This is a genomic window from Sphingomonas aerolata, from assembly GCF_023935825.1.
In the GTDB taxonomy this organism is placed as follows: domain Bacteria; phylum Pseudomonadota; class Alphaproteobacteria; order Sphingomonadales; family Sphingomonadaceae; genus Sphingomonas; species Sphingomonas aerolata.
In genome coordinates this window covers 3,633,836-3,651,486 of sequence record NZ_CP098762.1, presented here as the reverse complement: position 1 = coordinate 3,651,486, position 17,651 = coordinate 3,633,836, and the positions used below count along the sequence as shown (strand labels likewise).

Sequence of the window (17,651 nt, the reverse complement as noted above, 5' to 3'; positions counted from 1 at the left end):
GCCGTCGTTCGCGGCTGGAAATGTTGTTCTTGATGTAACCGGTTACATGATCCAGAAACGGGGATCAAGAACCTTGCAACGATCATCAGCCCGGTGGAGCCGGGCGGTCGAAACAGGCACGGACAAAGGGTTAGCGGATGACGGCGGCGACGATGGCACAACGGACGATTTCACGACGGGCGATGATCATGGGGGCCGGGGCGGTGACCGCCTGGGCGGCGAGCCCCGCGCGCGCGCTGCTGCAGCAGACGGCACAGCCGCGTGCCCTGCCCGCATCGGTCGAAGCCGTGCTTGCGCGCATGACCGTCGTCGAGAAGGCCGGGCAGTTGACGCTGATGGCTGCGGCCTGGGCGGGGGGGGCGGCGACCGCGCTCAACCCCGCGGGCGGGTCGTCGAGTTTCGACGAACAGCTCGCGCAGGTCCGCGCCGGGCGTCTGGGCGGGGTGTTCAACGGCAATGGCGCGGTGATGGCACAGCGGATGCAGACCGCTGCGATGCGCCAGTCGCGATTGAAGATCCCGCTGCTGTTCGCCGCCGACGTGATCCACGGGCTGCGGACCGTGTTTCCGGTCCCGCTGGCAGAGGCGGCAAGCTTCGATCCCGAACTTGCGCGGCGCACTGCCCGGGCCGCGGGGGCCGAGGCGGCGGCATCGGGGATCGACTGGACGTTCGCGCCGATGGTCGATGTCGCGCGCGACGCGCGCTGGGGCCGTGGTGTCGAGGGGGCGGGCGAGGATGTCCTGCTCGGCCGGATGATGGCGGCCGCGCGGGTCCGCGGGTTCCAGGGCGAGCGGGGACTGGCGGCGTCGGACGCGGTCGCGGCCTGCGCCAAGCATTTCGCGGCCTATGGCGCGGGAGAAGCCGGGCTCGACTACAACACGGTGGACGTGTCCGAGCGTACGCTGCGCGAGGTGTATTTTCCGCCGTTCCAGTCGGCCTTCGACGCCGGCGCTGCGACGACGATGGCGGCGTTCAACGAGATTTCGGGCGTCCCGGCGACCGCGAATGCGTGGCTGCTGACGCAGATCCTGCGCCGCGAATGGGGCTTTGGCGGGTTGGTCGTGTCCGACTATACCGGCGACGAGGAATTGATCGCGCACGGTTTTGCGACGGATGCGCGCGAAGCGACCAAGCTCGCCTTCATGGCCGGCGTCGACATGAGCATGCAAAGCGGGTTTTACCTGGCGCATCTGCCGGCGCTCGTCGCGGCGGGCGAGGTCCCGATGGCGCGGCTCGACCAGGCGGTCCGCCGCGTCCTCGCGCTCAAGGTCGCGCTCGGATTGTTCGACGATCCGTTCCGGCGGATCGACCCGCGTCGCGAGAAGACGCGGATCCGGACGCGCGAGACGCTGGCGCTGGCGCGCGATGCGGGGGCGCGGTCGATCGTCCTGCTGAAGAATGAGGGCGCATTGCTGCCGCTGCCACGACAGGGGCGGCGGATCGCGCTGATCGGCCCGTTCGCGGCCGGGCAGCACGACCTGATCGGTCCGTGGAACGTGTACGGCACCGACGCCGAAGCGGTCGATCTGGCGACCGGTATCCGTGCAGCGGTGGCCGACCCGGCGCAGGTCAGCGTGACGCCGGGGTCGGGGATCGACGATCCGCTCCCCGGCGGGATTGCCGCAGCTGTGGCCGCCGCACGCGCGGCCGATGTCGTCCTGCTGGCGGTCGGCGAGAGCCAGCGCATGTCGGGCGAGGCGCAGTCGCGGGCGTCAATCGTGATCCCCGCCGCGCAGATGGCGCTGGTCGAGGCGGTGGCCGCGACCGGCACGCCGATCGTCGTGCTGCTGCGTACCGGCCGTGCACTGGTGCTCAGCGACGCGGTGCTCAAGGCGCCGGCGATCCTGGTCACCTGGTTCCTGGGGTCGCAGGACGGGCCGGCGATCGCCGACATCGTGTTCGGCAAGACCGGGCCGTCGGCGCGGCTGCCCGTTTCCTTTCCGCATGCCACGGGGCAGGAGCCCTATCATTATGATCACAAGAACACCGGGCGGCCCAACCCGCCGGGCCCGCTGCTCGAATACAAGGCGCGCTACCGCGAATTCGCCAACGCGGCGCTGTTCCCGTTCGGTCATGGCCTGACCTATGGCGCGATCGAATACGAAGCGCTCGATCTCGGCGCTGCGCGTCTGTCGACCGATGGCGCGCTGACGGTGCGCGCGACGATCGGCAATAGCGGCACGCGCGCCGCCGAAGAGGTCGTGCAGCTCTATATCCGCGATCTGGCGGCCAGCGTGACGCGTCCGGTGCGCGAACTCAAAGCGTTTCGCCGTGTCGCACTGAAACCGGGCGAGCGGCAGGTCGTGTCGTTCACGCTGCGTCGCGACGACCTGCTCTTCATCGGCCGGGATCTCGTGCCGACGGTCGAGCCGGGCCGCTTCCACCTGTGGATCGCGCCGTCCGCACAGGCTGAGGGTGTATCCGGGGAGTTCCAGCTCGTCTGACGATCGTCGATGCGGTGAGGCCGCCCCTTGTGCGGGCGCGCGTGATCGGGAAAGGCGATGCGGGTGAAGCGGGTCGATCAGCATGGTGGTTCCCCGGCGGCGGCGGGACGCCTGCGCGCGCCGCTGATGCTGGCGCTGATGCTCGTCGCCGTTGCGGCATTCCGCATCCACACGGCGCAGTATTCGCTGTGGTATGACGAGTTGGCGTCGCTCGAGTTCGCGCGCCAGCCCGTGTCGCGGCTGTGGAGCAGCTGGATGCTGCGCGAGACCAACCCGCCACTGTTCTACACGATGCTGTCGGGCTGGATCGCGCTGGTCGGCCAGGATGATGTCGCGGTGCGGCTCCTGCCGATCGGGATCGGGACGGCGGGGATCGGCGCGGCATACGGGCTAGGGCGAGCGGTCGGGGATGCGAAGGCCGGGCTGCTCGCCGCCGCGCTGCTGTCGCTCTCCGCGCTGGGCACGGATCTAAGCCAACAGCTGCGCGGCTATGCGCTCGCGCAGCTGGCGGTGCTGCTCGCCTGCACCGGGATGGTGCTCTATCTGCGTCGCCGGACGCTGGGTGGCCTAGTCCTCTACGGCATTGCGACGCTCATCGGCCTGTATACGCATACGACGGTCGCGCTGTTTGCCGGGTTGGCGGGGGTGACAATGCTCTGGTTGCTGTGGAGTGACCGACGGGCACAGGCGCGGTGGCTGGCGACGAACGTCGCGGTGCTGGCAGGCTGGGGATGGTGGGCGATGATCAGCGTCCGCCAGATGACAATGCCCGTGACCAATATCGCGTGGATCGCCACGCCGTCCTGGCGCGACGCGGTCGCGATGACGGCGCAGGTCTATCTGCCGCTCTTTCCCCATGAGACGGGGATTGCGGGTATGCTGCTGCTGGCAGGCCTGTTCGCCGGGCTCGCAGCGTGTGCGGTACGTGCGGCGCGACCGGAAGTGCGGCTGCTCGCTGTCCTGACGATCGGCGCGCCGCTACTGCTGTTCGTGATCAGCCAGCGGGTGCCGATATTCCTGCCGCGCACGCTGAGCTGGGCGAGCGGACCCGAGCTGGTCCTCGTGGCGCTCGGCGTGACGCGCATAAAGTCGCCCCCCGTCGCCCGTGCAAGCGGCGCCATCCTGCTCGGCCTGAGTGCCATCGGCCTGGCGAGCTGGCTGCCCAGCCGTGAGCGCGAGCACTGGCACCAGGCCGTGGCCCTGATCGGGAGCCATAAGCCCGCGCTCGTCATCGTCGGCGACGATGCGGTCGCGCTGGCGCTTGATCGCTATCGCTCAAACGCGGAGCTCAAGGGCCCGAGACCGATCGTCGTTCAGTCGGCCTATCGTGAACGCTGGGCCGACGGGCTGTATTCGGGCACGCATTTGTCGCCCGCCGCCGCGCTTGCGGTGATTCGCGACCGGGGTTGCGCCGCGGTGGTCGAATGGGGACCCTTTCATCCGCCGATACTTGACGATCCGGCGGCGACCGCCCGACCGCTCACCCGTGACACCACCCCGGCGGTGACGCTGATCGATATCCCGCGGGCGCGCCGAGCATGTCGGCCCTGATCTGAAGCCCGTCCACGACCGCAGGACGCCACCTTTTCACGAGGTGCCGAAGATAGCGACGGGGTTCAACGCCGACGTTTGACCAGAATCGCGCGCTCGCCGGTGATCGACGCCTTGAACCCGCCAAAGCCGGCCTGCCGGATGGTGATTGCGGTACCCGGCCGGGGTTGCAGCGAGAGCGGTTCGATCGTTTCCCAGACCATGCCGTTCGCCAGTTGCAGCGCGAACCGCGCATAGCTCGCCGGCTTTGCCGTGGTGATCGTGGTCTGCACCTCCGTAACGCGTGTGACGCGATCCGCCTCACCGCCGCCGAGCGGGCTTTGACCGGCATCGGCAAGGCCGAATTGCTGGCGTTTGCGCTCGATAACCTTGCCGCGGTCGAGCGCAAGCAGGTCGCCTGCCTGGCGCGCGCGCGCAATCTGCCCGGCGGTCGTGTCGAAGCAGGCAAGCCGGGTTGCATCGGCCGTTATGTCCCGGCACGCGGCCAGCGCATCCAATGTCTTCGAAGAGTCTTCTCTGGCCTGCGCGGCAACAGCCGGGGCGATCGGCAGGGCGCCGATGAGCGGCGCTGACAGGGTAACAGAGATGGCCGACAACATTCGCATATGATCGCCTTATGAGCTTTGGCTTGGCAGAACCCAGCCTCGAGTTTCACCATACGACACTATGTTGCGGTTATGTCACGGTGATGTCGCAAACGAAATGAGAAAAGGTCCGAATCGACGATAATTGTTGCAGCGCAATGGCGTGGCTGGATAGATCGTGACCAGAACCGGAAAAACCGGAGAAAATGCACGGTGCAATCACCGGCGACAAAGGGGTATTTATGACATCTGCTGCTCGCGCCCATTTGCTTGCGACCACGTTGCTGATGGGGGCGACGACGTTCGCCACGCCAGCCTTCGCACAGGTCCAAGGTGACAATTCAGGGATCCGCGCCGGCGGCGCGACCGCGACTCAGTCGACCACGCCGGGCGCCAACGCCCAGGGCGAAGTCGGCATGACGACGTCGGAAGCCGCGCCGAGCACGGAGAACAGCCAGGGTGACATCGTCGTTACCGGCTCGCTGATCAAGAACCCCGCGCTGATCGCCTCATCGCCAGTGACTGTCATCGGCCAGGAGGAAATCAAGCTTCGCCAGTCGAACACCGCCGAAGACATTCTGCGCACGCTGCCGGGTGCGACGCCGAGCATCGGTTCGGCCGTCAACAACGGTAACGGCGGCGCGTCCTATGTCGATCTTCGCGGCCTTGGCTCGTTCCGCAACGTCGTCCTGCTCGACGGCAACCGCATCGCACCCTCGGGTCTGCTCGGTCGCGTCGATCTCAACAACATCCCGCTCGCACTGGTCGAGCGGGTCGACACGCTGACCGGCGGCGCCGCGACCACCTACGGCGCGGACGCCGTGTCGGGCGTCGTCAACTTCATCACGCGGTCGGATTTCTCGGGCATCGACGCCTCGGTTTCGAACCAGATCACCGAGCGTGGCGATGGCGCGTATTTCCGCGGCGACATCACGATCGGCGCCAATTTCGACGATGGCCGCGGTAACGCGGTCTTCTCGGTCGGGTACCAGCAGTCGGATCCCGTCTATCAGGGCGAGCGCGACTATTCGGTACAGAATTACGACTCGTTCTCGGGCGCGAGCAGCGGCTCGGGCACGACGGTCCCATCGGTCTTCACGCTTGGCGGTCGTCGCCAGATCAACCCGGCCACGGGCTCGCTGACGACGGCGGTCATTCCTTTCAACTTCAACCCGTACAACATCTTCCAGACGCCGTTCGAGCGGTTCAACATGTATGGCGCCGGCCATTACGAAGTGTCGGACAGCGTCGAAATCTATACGCGCGGCCTGTTCTCGAAGAACACCGTCGACACGATCATCGCGCCGTCGGGTGTGTTCAACTCGTCGATCGTTGTTCCGTTGTCGAACCCCTATCTGCCGGCCGGTGCGCGAAACCAGTTCTGCGCCGCCGCCAGCATCACGCAGGCGCAGTGCGACCTTGCCGCAGCCGCGACCAGCCCTACCGTCACCGTGGGCGGCGTGACGACCGCAAACCCGAACTTCCGCACGATCACGACAAACCTGTCGCGCCGGACGACCGAGGTCGGGCCGCGCATCTCGAACTTCCAGACGACGATCTTCGATTATCGTGCCGGCGTGAAGGTCGGGCTGACCGAGGGTATCAAGCTCGACGTCTCGGGCGGTTACGGTGAATCGGAGAATACGCAGACGCTGCAGGGCTATGTCCTGACGTCGCGCGTACGGTCCGCGGTCTATGCAACCAATACCACCAGCTGCCTTGGCGGTGCGCCCGGCGGTGCGGCGATCGACGCGGGAACCGGCTGCGTTCCGCTCAACGTCTTCGGTGCCGACGGTTCGATCACCCCCGATATGACCTCGTATATCACGGGTGAGAGCACGACGACCGTTCGTACCTCGCTGGCGCAGGCCCGCGCGGTTCTCAACGGTGATTTCGGCTTTGCCTCGCCGTTCGCGAGCGACTCGATCGGTTTCGCGGCCGGTGCGGAGTATCGCAAGTACCGTGCGTCGCAGCGTTCGGATACGCTGGCACAGACCGCTGGCGAACTTGGTGGCGCCGGTGGCGCCGCGCCGAACATCGACGGTGGCTATGAAGTCAGCGAAGGCTTTGGCGAGCTCATCGCACCGCTCGTCCAGGATCGTCCGTTCTTCCAGAGCCTGACGCTCGAAGCGGGCGTCCGCTACTCGCACTACAAGGTCTTCGCGGCCAACTCGCCCTCGTATAACACGACCACCTACAAGGGCGGCGGCAGCTGGGAGCCTGTCACGGGCCTGAAGGTTCGCGGCAGCTATCAGCGTGCAGTCCGCGCACCGACGATCAGCGAGCTGTTCTCGCCGGTGAATACGGGTCTGACCAACCTGGCGACCGATCGTTGCGCCGGTGCAGCGCCGGTCAACGATGCCAATCTGCGCGCCGTCTGCCTTGCGCAGGGTGCACCGGCCTCGACCATCGGTCTCATTGCGGTTCCGACTGCGGGTCAGGCGAACATCACGTCCGGCGGTAACCTCGACCTGCGTCCGGAAAAGTCGGACAGCTACACGCTCGGCCTCGTCATCCAGCCGCAGCAGATCATTCCCGGCCTTTCGATCAACGTCGATTACTACAACATCAAGATCAAGGGCGCGATTTCGCAGTTCGCGCCGGGCGATATCATCTCCAACTGCTTCGACACCATCACCGCGGCGAGCGCCACCAGCCCGGCCTGCCTCGCGATCTCGCGAAACCCGGTCACGGGCGGCCTCGACGGCGATCCGGCAACCACGCGGGGTCTGCTGGCTGCAATCTCGAACCTTGGCACCGTCAAGACCGATGGTATCGATCTCGCGATCAACTATCGCACGCCGCTGACTCAGGGTGTCAAACTGGGCCTGTCGTTCCAGGGCAACTGGTCGAACTCTGCGACCTTCCAGGCCGCACCGGGCCTCATCACCCGTGAGTGCATCGGCTATTATTCGGTCAATTGCGGTGGCGCGGCCAGCGCTGCGGCTGGGGGCTCGGGCTCGATCCAGCCCGAATTCACCTGGAACACTCGTGCGACGTTCACCTTCGTCGACAACATCGACGTTTCGGTGCTGTGGCGTCACATCGATAACGTCCAGCAGGAGCCGGACGATGTCGTCAACGGCAACGGGGCGGCGTTCAGTGGTACGCTCACCGGTGGCGCTCTTGCCGGTCAGTCTGCGGATTTCACGCGGATCCCGTCCTACGACTATATCGACCTGTCGACGCGGATCGGCATTGCCGAGAATTTCGACCTGACCGTCACGGTCCAGAATCTGTTCGACAAGCAGCCGCCGCTCGTCGGCTCGACGGTGGGTTCGACGAGCTTCAACAGCGGCAACACCTATCCGTCGACGTATGACGCACTGGGCCGCCGCTTTGCGATCGGTGCGAACCTGCACTTCTAGGGTCAGGCCATCTCGGTCTGGATTGGGGCGGTTCTTTGGAACCGCCCCTTTTTTTGTCCGGGCTCGACCGCGAAACTATCGGCTGCGCGTGGTGGCGGGACGAGCGCCTAGCCCAGCAGGGGCGCCGGGGGAGCAAGCGCGACGCCGGCGGTGCGTGCGACCGCCTCTGCCCAGATGACCACCTTGTCGATCTCGTCGGCGTGGAGTGCCGCGCCGGTCTCGTGCTCGCGTGCCCTGTCCGCCGCGCCATAGCTCTTGCCGTCCTTGGCATTGCGCGCAAAAGCAGGGCCGTCGAGCAGCACCTGCACGGTCGCCGGATCGTCGGGCAGCGCATAGAATCGTGCCAGGGCCGTCACCGCGGCCAAGGGGTTCGCGAGCAGGGTTTCGCTCTGCAACGTTCTGACGCGGTCCGGAAAGCGGGCGACCAGGCCAGCGAACAGATCCGCCTGCGCGATCCACCCTACCGCTGCCGCCTGCAGATCGGTCAGCCTGAAGATGTCCTCGGGCGTGAGGCCCAGATCGACGATGCCATCGGCGAGCTGCTTGGCGAGAAGCTCGCGCACCCAAAGCCGGCCCCACATGCCCTTTCGTGCGATCGACGTCAGATAGATGCGCAACGGCGCGTAGAGCAGCACGGCGCGAGCCTGTTGCCGCATCGCCAGCATCGCCGGCGCGAGGGCGTTGACGACGTTGGAGGGCTTGATCACCACGGCCTCGCCGGGCTCGAAGGCGCGGCCAAGCAGTCTCAGCGTCGCATCGAGGACCTCACCGACGCGCGCGGGATGACCGCCGCGGTGACGCCAGCCGACGAGATCGTTGAGAATTACCGGCTCTTTCAGCGCGGTGGCGAAGCCCGGCATGTCGAGTGCCTGCGCCAGCATCGTCGAACAGCAATAGGCCGAGTGGAAAATGAAATGAACCGATGCAGCGGGCGGGGCGGCCGCGACGGCGTCGCGGCGTGGCACCACGATCGGCGTGGCCGACGACGGCAGATACTCGTCGGTGAGGAAGGTCGCCACGCCACGCTGCGCCCGGTCCGCCGCGATGAAATGCACCGCATCATGGTCCGGATCGTAACGATGGGCCAGCCAGCACGGATCGCCGATCTGTGCGCCGACGGACGTGGCGGATTCCCGGAAGGGGGCGGGCGGGCGGGTCGGACGGGTCATGGCATCGGGATCGCATATCATAGTCCCGACCGCCACCGATCTTGGTACGTCCGAATCGGCCAAAATTTCGTTGCGAAACTGAAAGGACCCGTCATGATGCGTACCGGCAATGCATTGCGGAGCGGCACGATGATGCGGACGACATGGTGTGGATCGGCGGTCCGATCGGGTCTTGCCGCGGCGTCGCTGATCGTGGCGGCGCCGTCCGCGCTCGCTGTGACAGCGGCCGGCGCGACGATGGCGCAGCGCGCTGAGGCGCCACCGGCCGCGACGCCGCCGGCCGAGCGTCGGATCTGCAAGCGATCGGCGCCGTCGGGATCGCTGATCGAGACGCGACGCGAATGCCACACCCGCGCGGAATGGGACCAGATCGCGCAGGCGGGACGTGCCGCTGGACAGGAAATGGTCGAACGTGCCGCACGTAGCGGTGCGCAATAACGGCGCCCCGGTGATGCGCCAGCAGCCGGGGCCGTCGCTTGAGATGTTGTTGCAAGCCGCCGAAACCGCGCAGCGTGCCGGCGACGGTGCGCGGGCCTGCGCCGTCTTTCACGACGTGCTCGGCATTGCGCCCGAACATCCTGTTGCGCTCAACGCGCTGGGCCTCGACGCATTGGCGCGGGGCGATGGTATGGCGGTCGGCTATTTCGCGCGCGCGACGACGGCTGACCCTGCCGCGACGCCGTTGTGGATGAACCTGGCGAGTGCCTATCGCGGGCTTGGCGATAGCGTGGGGGAACAGACCGCGCTCGAACGCGCACTTGCGCTCGACCAGCGCAATCTGATGGCGAACGTCCGGCTGGCCGAACTGCAGGACCGCGTCGGTAACACTGCGGCGGCGGCATTTCGCTGGGGTGGGGTGGCCACGATCGTTCAGTCGCTCCCCGAGCGGTCGCCGGCGTTAAGCCAGCTCCTCGTCCGTGCGTCTGATAGGATCGCGCAGCATACACGTGCGCTGTCCGATGCCATCGATACGGCGCTTGCACCGTTGCGGGAGGATGCGGCCGCGGACGACCGACGTCGCATCGACGTCTGTATCGATGCGATGCTCGGTCGTCGGGCGATCCATGCGCCGGTACCCCATGGGCTGCATTTTCCATTCCTGCCCGCCGACGAATTCTTTCCGCGGCGGCATTTTCCTTGGCTGGCCGCGTTCGAAGCGGCCACGCCGGCGATCCGCGCAGAGCTGGAAAACCTTCTTGCCGATGGGGCACCGGGCTTCGCGCCCTATGTCGCGATGACGCCGGGCACGCCGCCGAACCGGTGGACCCCGCTCGACGGGTCGGATCTCTGGAGCGCCCGATATCTGTGGCGGTATGGCGTGCGCGACGATGCGGTGTGCACGCGGTGCCCGCAAACCGCGGCGATGCTGGAGACGCTGCCGTTGGCGGACATTCCCGGCCGCGGGCCGTCCGCGTTCTTCTCGGTCCTCAAGCCCGGCACGCGGCTGCCGCCGCATACGGGGGTCAGCAATATCCGGTCCGTCGTGCATCTCCCCCTGATCGTTCCCGACCGATGCGGCTTTCGGGTCGGTGGCGAGACCCGAGCGTGGCGCGTCGGTGAGGCGTTCGTGTTTGACGACACGATCGAGCATGAGGCGTGGAACGACAGCGACGAGATTCGTGCCGTCCTGATCGTCGACGTCTGGAACCCGCATCTCACCGCGAGCGAAATCGCGATGATGCGGCGGATGTTCGGGACGCTCGGCGCGCAGCTGGGCATGGCGGGCGACGTGGTGGATTGAGCTTGCCCGCGCGAGGCTGCGGTGGTGAAATACTGGCTGGGAGACGAAACTATGCGGACGACGCTGTCATGGGCAAGCCGAGGGTCGTGGGTCATCGCGCTCGTCGGGGGTATGGTCGGCCTATCAGCCGTCGGGGCGCAAATCGCACCCGTCTCCACTGCATCTGCAGACGATCCCGCGCTGCAGGCGCTCCGGGAAAAGAATGCACGGGTTCAGCTCGCCAACTATCCGCGCGGAGCGCTGCGTCGCGGCGAGCAGGGAACCGTCGGGATCAGCGTCACCGTCGATCGGCAGGGGCGGTTGCGCGAATGTGCGGTTTCGAAGAGCAGCGGCTTTGCCGCGCTCGACGAGGCGACGTGCGACTTCCTGTTCTCGCATGCGCAGATTGCGGCCTATGTCGCACCGGGCGGCGGCGGGCCGACGACCCGGCAGGAGGGGCAAGTCGTGTGGACGCTGCCTGCGGGTGTCCGACCCACGACCGCGTCAGCAACCGCGGGGCCGTTGCCGGAGAAGAAGATCTGTCGTGCGCAGGCGAGGACGGGCTCGCTCGTCGCAAGCCAGCGCATCTGCCTGACCAAGGCGGAGTGGCGACGCCAGTATGAACTGGCGCAGGACGAAACCCGCGAGATGCATACCCGCGCGATGCCGGGCGACTGATCGACACGCCGGCCGCGTCTAGCCGGTATCGACTACGGGACCCTGATACCGGTCGATCGCGGCGAATATGTCGGTCAGCGCGTCGCGTTCGGTTGCGGTCAGTTCGGGACGCCAGATTTCGAACAGCAGGACGATCCGGGTCTGCGTCCCCCGGTTCCACGCCTCGTGCTCGAAAGAATCGTCGAATATCAGCATTCTGCCGTCCCGCCACGGCCGCGTCTCGGACCCGACGCGCAGCGCGCATCCGTCGGGCGAGATCAGGGGAAGGTGGCAGATCAGCCGCGTGTTGAGCATGCCGTGATGCGGGCGGATATGCGTGCCGGGGGTCAGGCGCGAGAAGATCGCCATCGGCGACCTGCCGGGAATCACAGGGATCGGCGCCAGCGACAGCGCGGCCATCGTGTTCGGGCACATCGTCGCATTGGGCTCGACCGGCACGCCACCACGCCAAAGGTGAAAGGCGCCCCAGCCCGGATCGTCGAGCAGCGGGTTTGCGGGCGGTGGTCGACCGGCCATCGTCTGCACATAGGGTGCAAAGCCCTGTCCGGCCGCGAGCACCGCGTCGAGTTCGTCGCGGATCGCGCCGGTCGCCGCTTCGATCGGGGCGACCCAGTCAAACTCGTCGCGCTCGAAATAGGCACGCTGCGCCAGACCCGGAAAATAGAACATCGAGGGTTGCTGAAGATAGAGCTCGCTCCGGTCGAGCAGCAGGTCGAGCGCGTGGCGGATCCGGGGACCCGCCGTGCGCGGCATGTCCTTGAGAGCCGAGTCGAGATGCGCCGAGAAACGGCCGGCGACTTCGGTCAGGAAGGTCTCGCCCGCCCGAAGCAGGGGGACGAGCGCGGGGGCGATGGTCGCACCCGGCTGGGAGGCGACCGACAGCGCGGTGCGATAGAAGGACTCCGCCGCACGATCGTCCCCACGACGACGCTTCAGCGCCGCCATCGTCAGCAGCGCGCCGAGATGCCGCGGCTCGGTCGCGAGGAAGCGGACGAGCGCGTCGTCGGCCTCGTCGTCGCGCCCGAGCGCCTGCGCCGCCTGCGCGATCAAAAACCAGGGCGCGGGCATGCCCGGTGCGCCGTCGCGCAACAGCGACAATTTTTCATAGGCGACAGCGGCGTTGCCGTTGCGCAGCGCGGTCATGCCCTCACGGGCGAGCGAGTCGGCCTGTGGGCGGGTCAGGTGCATGACGCAGGCTAGCCTGCCATTGCACTGGATACAGCTAAAAACATCCGGATCGGACCCGCCCGTCTTTCAACCCGGTAATGCCGGTTCAGCGTGTCCAGAGATCGGTGGCGAGCCGGTCGAGATAGTTCGCGGCGCTGGCGGCGGCGGTGGGGGTGTGGAGGCTTGCGAGTGCGGCGGGGTCGAGCGCCTTGGCGGCGTCCAGCAGGCCGCGCCATGGGGTCGATGCGCCGGGCCAGCTTGGCACCAGGATCGCGGCGCCGAGTTCGGCCAGGCGTTCGCCTTTGCGCATCTGTTCGTCGAAATAGCGCCACTCGGGCGTGCAGACATAGGGGCGGCCGACGCGCGCGATTTCGTGGACGATGGTATCACCACTGGAGGCGACGACGACGTCGGCCGCGGCGATGTGCGCGGTGATCGTCGAGACCCAGCCGCGCAGGTGGAGATTGCCGAAACCGGTCTCATGGCCTTCGCGCTGGACGGGGCCGAGCACCAGCCAGTCGGTCTCTGGCAGCGCGCGCGCGGCCATGGTGAGCGGTGCATAGGGCGTGCCTGCGCCGCCGCCGCCGGTCAGCACGACGACGATCTCACGGTCGGGGGAGAGGCCGAGCATCGCCCGCGCCTCCGCCTTGCCCGGCACGACGTCCTGCGCGGTGCACAACCCGCCCGCATAATGGGTCATGGCGCGGATCCAGTCAGGGGTCTCGGGCTGTTCGAGCGCTTCGTCAAAGGGCGCGAGCAGGCCGACACAGGCGCGATAGCCGGCGAGATGCGCAGCATCGCCGCGGTTGCCGTGCATCCGGATCCCGATCGCGGGGACGCTGGCGATGCGGGCCAGCAGCGCGATCTCGGCGGAGACGTCGACCACGAACAGCGCGGGATCGACCGCATCGAGATGGTCGAGGATCGTCCGCATCGTCGCGCGGATCGCCGCGTCGCCGATCGGTGCGCGGTGGAGGATGTCGGGGGTGGGCTGCGCGGCGAGGGCCGGCGGGGGGCTGTCACTGACCGCGCCCTCGTCGGGCAGGGGCACCAGCGTGACGGCGCGGGCGAACCCGTCGAACAATGCGGGGCGTGCGGTCAGGATCGTGACGGCGCGGCCGGCGGGCAACGCGTCGATGATCGCCATCGCGCGATTGGCATGGCCGCGGCCCTGATGGCCGACATAGAAGGTGATCGGTTGAGGCATTGTCGGGGAATACCCCCTCTGCAGCGTGAAATCCCCTGGGAAATCCCCCGGAAAATCGACAGTGGCCCCGTCGCCGCAAGCCGCCTAGTCTGTGCCGCATGAGCGATGATGACAGGTCCGAACCGACCAAGCTGACGCGGTCGAAGCAACGCTGGGCAAGCGAGGGCAAGTTCCTGACGGGAGCGACGAACCGCGCGGAGGGCGAACGCCTGCCGCCGGGGCAGCATCTGGTCCGCGACTGGCCGGTGCTCGATCTCGGCCAGCAGCCCGATATCGCGCGCGAGCGGTGGCGGCTGACGATCGACGGGCTGGTCGAGCGGCCGGTGACGCTCGACTGGGCGGGGTTCATGGCGTTGCCGCAGACCGCGGTGCGGTCGGACATTCACTGCGTCACGACCTGGTCGCGCTACGACAATGACTGGTCGGGCGTGGCGACGCGCGACCTGCTCGACCATGTCGGCCCGGTCGATGCGGCGGCGTTCCTGACGCTACACGGCTATGACGGCTACACCACCAATGTCCCGCTGGCCGATTTCGCCGCGGCGGACGCGCTGCTCGTCCACAGCTGGCAGGGCAAGCCGCTGACGCGCGAGCATGGTGGCCCGGTCCGCCTCGTCATCCCGCATCTCTATTTCTGGAAAAGCGCGAAGTGGATTTCGCGGATCGCGTTCCTTGGCGCGGACAAGCCGGGCTTCTGGGAGGTCAATGGCTATCACAGGCGCGGCGATCCCTGGGCCGAGGAACGCTACAGCGAGGACTAGAGCAGGGTCGCGCACGCCTCCTCGATCGCGGCATAGATCGCGTCGAGATCGGGCTCGTTGATGCAATAGGGCGGCATGACGTAGACGGTGTTGCCGAGCGGTCGCAGCAACAGGTCGCGTGCGGTGAAGAAGCGCAGCAGTTTCGGGCCGAGATCCGACAGATAGCCGCGATCGCCGACCTGCAGGTCGACTGCGGCGATCGTGCCGATGCGGCGCGGGTTGGTCACGCCGGGCAGGCGGGCGATGCGGTCGAGATGCGCCGCCTGTCGTGCGCCGAGTGTCGCGATCCGGTCATGCACCGGCTCGTCGCGCCAGATCGCGAGGTTCGCGTTGGCGGCGGCGCAGGCGATCGGGTTGGCGGTATAGCTCGAGGAGTGGAAAAACATCCGTGCGCGGTCGTCGGACAGGTGCGCGTCGAAGATCTCCGCGGTTGCCATCGTCACCGCGAGCGGGACCGCGCCGCCGGTCAAGCCCTTGGACAGGCACAGGATGTCGGGCACGACGCCGGCCTGTTCGCAGGCCAGCAGCGTGCCGGTACGGCCCCAGCCGGTCATCACCTCGTCGGCGATGAACAGCACGGCGTGACGGGCGCAGATCGCGCGCATCTCGGCGAGCACGCGCGGCGGATAGATCAGCATGCCGCCCGCGCCGAGCACGAGCGGTTCGGCGATGAACGCGGCGGGCGCGGCGCGGCACGCTGCCTCGAGCGCGTCGAGCGTAGCCTGTTCGGCGCCGGGGTGCGGGAAGGGGATGGTGCCGACGTCGAACAGCAGCGGCGCGTAGGCGCGGTTGTAGACGCCGCGTTCACCGACCGACATCGTGCCGATCGTGTCACCGTGATAGCTGTGTTCGAGCACCAGGATCCGGTCGCGCGGTTCGTCGCGGTTCCGCCAGTAGCCGAGCGCCATCTTCAGCGCGACCTCGACCGCGGTCGAACCGGAATCGGAGAAGAAGACGTGGCGCAGCGCTTCGGGCATGATCGCGACGAGGCCGTGCGCGAGCGTCTCGGCGGGCTCGTGCGTCCAGCCGGCGAAGATGATCTGGTCCATCCGCCCCGCCTCCTCGGTGATCGCGGCCATGATCCGGGGATGGCGGTGGCCGTGCGTCGTCACCCACCAGGACGAGATCGCGTCGACGATCCGCCGCCCGTCGCTGGTGTGGAGCGCCGCCCCCTCGGTCCGGACGATGCGGGGGATCGGATCGCCGAGACCATGCTGGGTGAAGGGATGCCAGATCGGCGACGTCATCGGAAATCCTCGAGCCGGAAACTTGCGGCGAAGGCGGCGCCGAGCGCGGCGGCGTCGAGCCGGGGGAGGATCGGCAGCCGGCCGAGATGCCGCACCTCGCCCAGCCGGACGATCGCCGCCTCGCTGTGCGGGACCGCATCGCCGACGAACGCGACGCCGAGGATCGGCACGTCGCGGCGGCGCAGCGCCTCGATCGACAACAGGCTGTGGTTGATCGTGCCGAGCGCGGTGCGCGCGACGATCACGACGGGCAGCCGCCACCGTGCGAACAGGTCGGCAAAGACGTGGGTGTCGGTCAGCGGCACCATCACCCCGCCCGCCCCCTCGATCACCAGCGGGCCGGGCAGCGCGGGGGGCACGAGCCGGTCGAGGTCGATCGTCACGCCGTCGAGCGTCGCCGCGCGGTCGGGCGAGCAGGGCGTCATCAGCCGATAGGCCTCGGGGAGGATCCGCTCGCGCGCGAGGCCGGACAGCGCGGCGACGCGCGACGCATCGCTGCCGCCGTCGAGCCCGGCCTGGACGGGTTTCCAATAGCTTGCGTCGAGCGCGCCCGCGAGCGCGGCGGCAAAGACGGTCTTGCCGACATCGGTGTCGGTGCCGGTAACGACGAGACGGGTCATGACAGGGCCTTTTGCAACGCGTCGCCTAGCCCTGCGATCTGGGGTGTGGTGACGTTGAGCGTGAGCGAGATCCGCAGGCGCGACGTGCCCTTGGGCACGGTCGGCGGGCGGATCCCGCGAACGTCGAACCCTGCCGCCTGGACCGCCGCCGCGACGCGCATCGTCGTCGCATCGTCGCCGAGCACGAGCGGCAGGATCTGCGATCCGGTCGGCACGACGCCGTAGGGCGCGAGCACGGTTTCGGCGGTGGCGATGAGCGCGCGCAGGGCGGTACGGCGTTCGGGTTCGTCGGCGAGGATCTGCAGGCTCGCGCGCGCGGCGCTCGCCATCAGCGGCGAGGGCGCGGTCGAGAAGATGAACGCGCGGGCCCGGTTGACGAGGAAGTCGCGGACAACTTCGGGGCCGCAGACCAGCGCGCCCTCGCACCCCATCGCCTTGCCGCAGGTGCGCAAGGTAACGATGTCGGGTCGCCCCTCCAGATGCCCGGCGAGGCCGCTGCCATCGTCGCCGAACACGCCGGTGGCATGCGCCTCGTCGATCAGGACGACGCCGTCATGCGCCTCGGCGAGCGCGACGAGATCGTCGAGCGGCGCGCGGTCGCCGTCCATGCTGTAGAGGCTTTCGACCGCGATCCAGGGGCGGCCGGTGCCGCCCGCCCGGCGCCACTGCGCGATCGCATCGGCGAAGGCGGTGACGTCGTTATGCGCCGCCGACACCGTCGCCGCGCGGCCGAGCCGCATCCCCTCATGCGCGCTCGCATGGATCAGCGCGTCGTGGACGACGAGGTCGCCGGTCTGCGGCAGCGTCGCGAACAGCGCGGCGTTGGCGGCGTACCCGGTCGAGAAGTACAACGCCGTCTCCGCGCCGAAGAACGCCGCCGCCTCGGCTTCGAGCAGCGCGTGTTCGGGATCATTGCCGCGGAGCAGCCGCGATCCACCCGAACCGACCGCGACGCCGCGCGCGAGCGCCGCCGCGACGGCCGCGGCGATCCGCCCGCTCTGGCCGAGCGCGAGATAGTCATTGGAGGCGAAATCAACCCCTTGCCGCGCGATCAGCGCGCGGCGACGCGTTGCCGTGGCAAGCGCGGAGAGGTCGCGATGATGCTGGTCGAACGCGGACATCGCGGCAGCCTCTA

The 17,651-nt window shown here is 67.9% G+C and carries 14 protein-coding genes; 7 read left to right on the top strand and 7 right to left on the bottom strand.

What is annotated here, in order from left to right; all coding sequences use genetic code 11:
• The first annotated feature begins 137 nt into the window (after nucleotides 1–137).
• Together NEF64_RS16725 and NEF64_RS16720 are read left to right on the top strand one after the other, a co-directional pair.
• Nucleotides 138–2,444 carry a glycoside hydrolase family 3 N-terminal domain-containing protein gene (locus NEF64_RS16725; RefSeq protein ID WP_414711859.1) on the top strand — a complete coding sequence of 769 codons (2,307 nt, stop codon included), beginning with the start codon at nucleotides 138–140 and terminating at the stop codon, nucleotides 2,442–2,444.
• Nucleotides 2,445–2,507: 63 nt separating this feature from the next.
• Nucleotides 2,508–3,995, top strand: coding sequence for a glycosyltransferase family 39 protein (locus tag NEF64_RS16720; RefSeq protein ID WP_159043715.1), 1,488 nt, complete (start codon nucleotides 2,508–2,510; stop codon nucleotides 3,993–3,995).
• Between the two features lie 65 nt (nucleotides 3,996–4,060).
• On the opposite strand, the gene NEF64_RS16715 is transcribed toward NEF64_RS16720, so the two are convergent.
• Nucleotides 4,061–4,594 carry a hypothetical protein gene (locus tag NEF64_RS16715; protein ID WP_031394532.1) on the bottom strand — a complete coding sequence of 178 codons (534 nt, stop codon included), beginning with the start codon at nucleotides 4,592–4,594 and terminating at the stop codon, nucleotides 4,061–4,063.
• A 227-nt stretch (nucleotides 4,595–4,821) separates the two neighbouring features.
• On the opposite strand from NEF64_RS16715, the gene NEF64_RS16710 reads away from it, so the two are divergent.
• The gene (locus tag NEF64_RS16710; protein WP_056409011.1) at nucleotides 4,822–7,947 is read left to right on the top strand and encodes a TonB-dependent receptor domain-containing protein; all 3,126 of its coding nucleotides are present in this window, start codon (nucleotides 4,822–4,824) and stop codon (nucleotides 7,945–7,947) included.
• Between the two features lie 107 nt (nucleotides 7,948–8,054).
• On the opposite strand, the gene NEF64_RS16705 is transcribed toward NEF64_RS16710, so the two are convergent.
• On the bottom strand, nucleotides 8,055–9,116 hold the full coding sequence (locus NEF64_RS16705) for a hypothetical protein (RefSeq protein WP_235516507.1): 1,062 nt from the start codon (nucleotides 9,114–9,116) through the stop codon (nucleotides 8,055–8,057).
• Nucleotides 9,117–9,209: 93 nt separating this feature from the next.
• On the opposite strand from NEF64_RS16705, the gene NEF64_RS16700 reads away from it, so the two are divergent.
• The 3 genes from NEF64_RS16700 (at nucleotide 9,210) to NEF64_RS16690 (ending at nucleotide 11,514) form a co-directional block, all read left to right on the top strand.
• Nucleotides 9,210–9,554, top strand: coding sequence for a hypothetical protein (locus tag NEF64_RS16700; RefSeq protein ID WP_056409013.1), 345 nt, complete (start codon nucleotides 9,210–9,212; stop codon nucleotides 9,552–9,554).
• Nucleotides 9,529–10,857: an aspartyl/asparaginyl beta-hydroxylase domain-containing protein gene (locus NEF64_RS16695; protein WP_235516508.1), complete on the top strand. Its 1,329-nt coding sequence runs from the start codon at nucleotides 9,529–9,531 to the stop codon at nucleotides 10,855–10,857. Before NEF64_RS16700 ends, NEF64_RS16695 begins: the two co-directional genes overlap by 26 nt.
• 111 nt (nucleotides 10,858–10,968) lie before the next feature.
• Nucleotides 10,969–11,514 (top strand): energy transducer TonB, encoded by a 546-nt coding sequence (locus NEF64_RS16690; RefSeq protein WP_052149179.1) that lies wholly within the window; start codon nucleotides 10,969–10,971, stop codon nucleotides 11,512–11,514.
• 18 nt (nucleotides 11,515–11,532) lie between these two features.
• Here the strand turns inward: NEF64_RS16690 and NEF64_RS16685 are convergent, their stop codons facing one another.
• Both NEF64_RS16685 and NEF64_RS16680 read right to left on the bottom strand, forming a co-directional pair.
• Nucleotides 11,533–12,702: an aspartyl/asparaginyl beta-hydroxylase domain-containing protein gene (locus NEF64_RS16685; RefSeq protein WP_056409017.1), complete on the bottom strand. Its 1,170-nt coding sequence runs from the start codon at nucleotides 12,700–12,702 to the stop codon at nucleotides 11,533–11,535.
• A gap of 85 nt (nucleotides 12,703–12,787) precedes the next feature.
• Nucleotides 12,788–13,888, bottom strand: a complete 1,101-nt coding sequence (locus tag NEF64_RS16680) for a hypothetical protein (protein WP_056409019.1) — start codon at nucleotides 13,886–13,888, stop codon at nucleotides 12,788–12,790.
• A gap of 98 nt (nucleotides 13,889–13,986) precedes the next feature.
• Here NEF64_RS16680 and NEF64_RS16675 point away from each other — a divergent pair, with 98 nt between their 5' ends.
• Nucleotides 13,987–14,649 (top strand): sulfite oxidase-like oxidoreductase, encoded by a 663-nt coding sequence (locus NEF64_RS16675; RefSeq protein WP_252574166.1) that lies wholly within the window; start codon nucleotides 13,987–13,989, stop codon nucleotides 14,647–14,649.
• Here the strand turns inward: NEF64_RS16675 and NEF64_RS16670 are convergent.
• From NEF64_RS16670 to NEF64_RS16660, 3 genes are read right to left on the bottom strand one after another with little or no spacing between them, the layout of a single operon-like run.
• A complete protein-coding gene (locus tag NEF64_RS16670; protein ID WP_252574163.1) occupies nucleotides 14,646–15,896 on the bottom strand; it encodes an adenosylmethionine--8-amino-7-oxononanoate transaminase in 1,251 nt (416 codons plus the stop codon). The genes NEF64_RS16675 and NEF64_RS16670 overlap by 4 nt on opposite strands.
• Nucleotides 15,893–16,516 (bottom strand): dethiobiotin synthase, encoded by a 624-nt coding sequence (gene bioD / locus NEF64_RS16665; RefSeq protein WP_056409025.1) that lies wholly within the window; start codon nucleotides 16,514–16,516, stop codon nucleotides 15,893–15,895. The genes NEF64_RS16670 and bioD overlap by 4 nt, the downstream gene beginning before the upstream one ends.
• Entirely contained in the window at nucleotides 16,513–17,637 is a 1,125-nt protein-coding gene (locus NEF64_RS16660; protein WP_056409027.1) for an 8-amino-7-oxononanoate synthase, read from the bottom strand. Before NEF64_RS16660 ends, bioD begins: the two co-directional genes overlap by 4 nt.
• Nucleotides 17,638–17,651 lie beyond the last annotated feature (14 nt).

What these genes read in the sequence shown, in the direction of transcription:
- NEF64_RS16725 (WP_414711859.1), top strand. Translation starts at nt 138, where the DNA reads ATGACGGCGGCGACGATGGCACAACGGACGATTTCACGACGGGCGATG.
- NEF64_RS16715 (WP_031394532.1), bottom strand. Translation starts at nt 4,594, where the DNA reads ATGTTGTCGGCCATCTCTGTTACCCTGTCAGCGCCGCTCATCGGCGCC.
- NEF64_RS16710 (WP_056409011.1), top strand. Translation starts at nt 4,822, where the DNA reads ATGACATCTGCTGCTCGCGCCCATTTGCTTGCGACCACGTTGCTGATG.
- NEF64_RS16705 (WP_235516507.1), bottom strand. Translation starts at nt 9,116, where the DNA reads ATGACCCGTCCGACCCGCCCGCCCGCCCCCTTCCGGGAATCCGCCACG.
- NEF64_RS16700 (WP_056409013.1), top strand. Translation starts at nt 9,210, where the DNA reads ATGATGCGTACCGGCAATGCATTGCGGAGCGGCACGATGATGCGGACG.
- NEF64_RS16690 (WP_052149179.1), top strand. Translation starts at nt 10,969, where the DNA reads ATGGTCGGCCTATCAGCCGTCGGGGCGCAAATCGCACCCGTCTCCACT.
- NEF64_RS16685 (WP_056409017.1), bottom strand. Translation starts at nt 12,702, where the DNA reads ATGCACCTGACCCGCCCACAGGCCGACTCGCTCGCCCGTGAGGGCATG.
- NEF64_RS16680 (WP_056409019.1), bottom strand. Translation starts at nt 13,888, where the DNA reads ATGCCTCAACCGATCACCTTCTATGTCGGCCATCAGGGCCGCGGCCAT.
- NEF64_RS16675 (WP_252574166.1), top strand. Translation starts at nt 13,987, where the DNA reads ATGAGCGATGATGACAGGTCCGAACCGACCAAGCTGACGCGGTCGAAG.
- NEF64_RS16670 (WP_252574163.1), bottom strand. Translation starts at nt 15,896, where the DNA reads ATGACGTCGCCGATCTGGCATCCCTTCACCCAGCATGGTCTCGGCGAT.
- bioD (WP_056409025.1), bottom strand. Translation starts at nt 16,516, where the DNA reads ATGACCCGTCTCGTCGTTACCGGCACCGACACCGATGTCGGCAAGACC.
- NEF64_RS16660 (WP_056409027.1), bottom strand. Translation starts at nt 17,637, where the DNA reads ATGTCCGCGTTCGACCAGCATCATCGCGACCTCTCCGCGCTTGCCACG.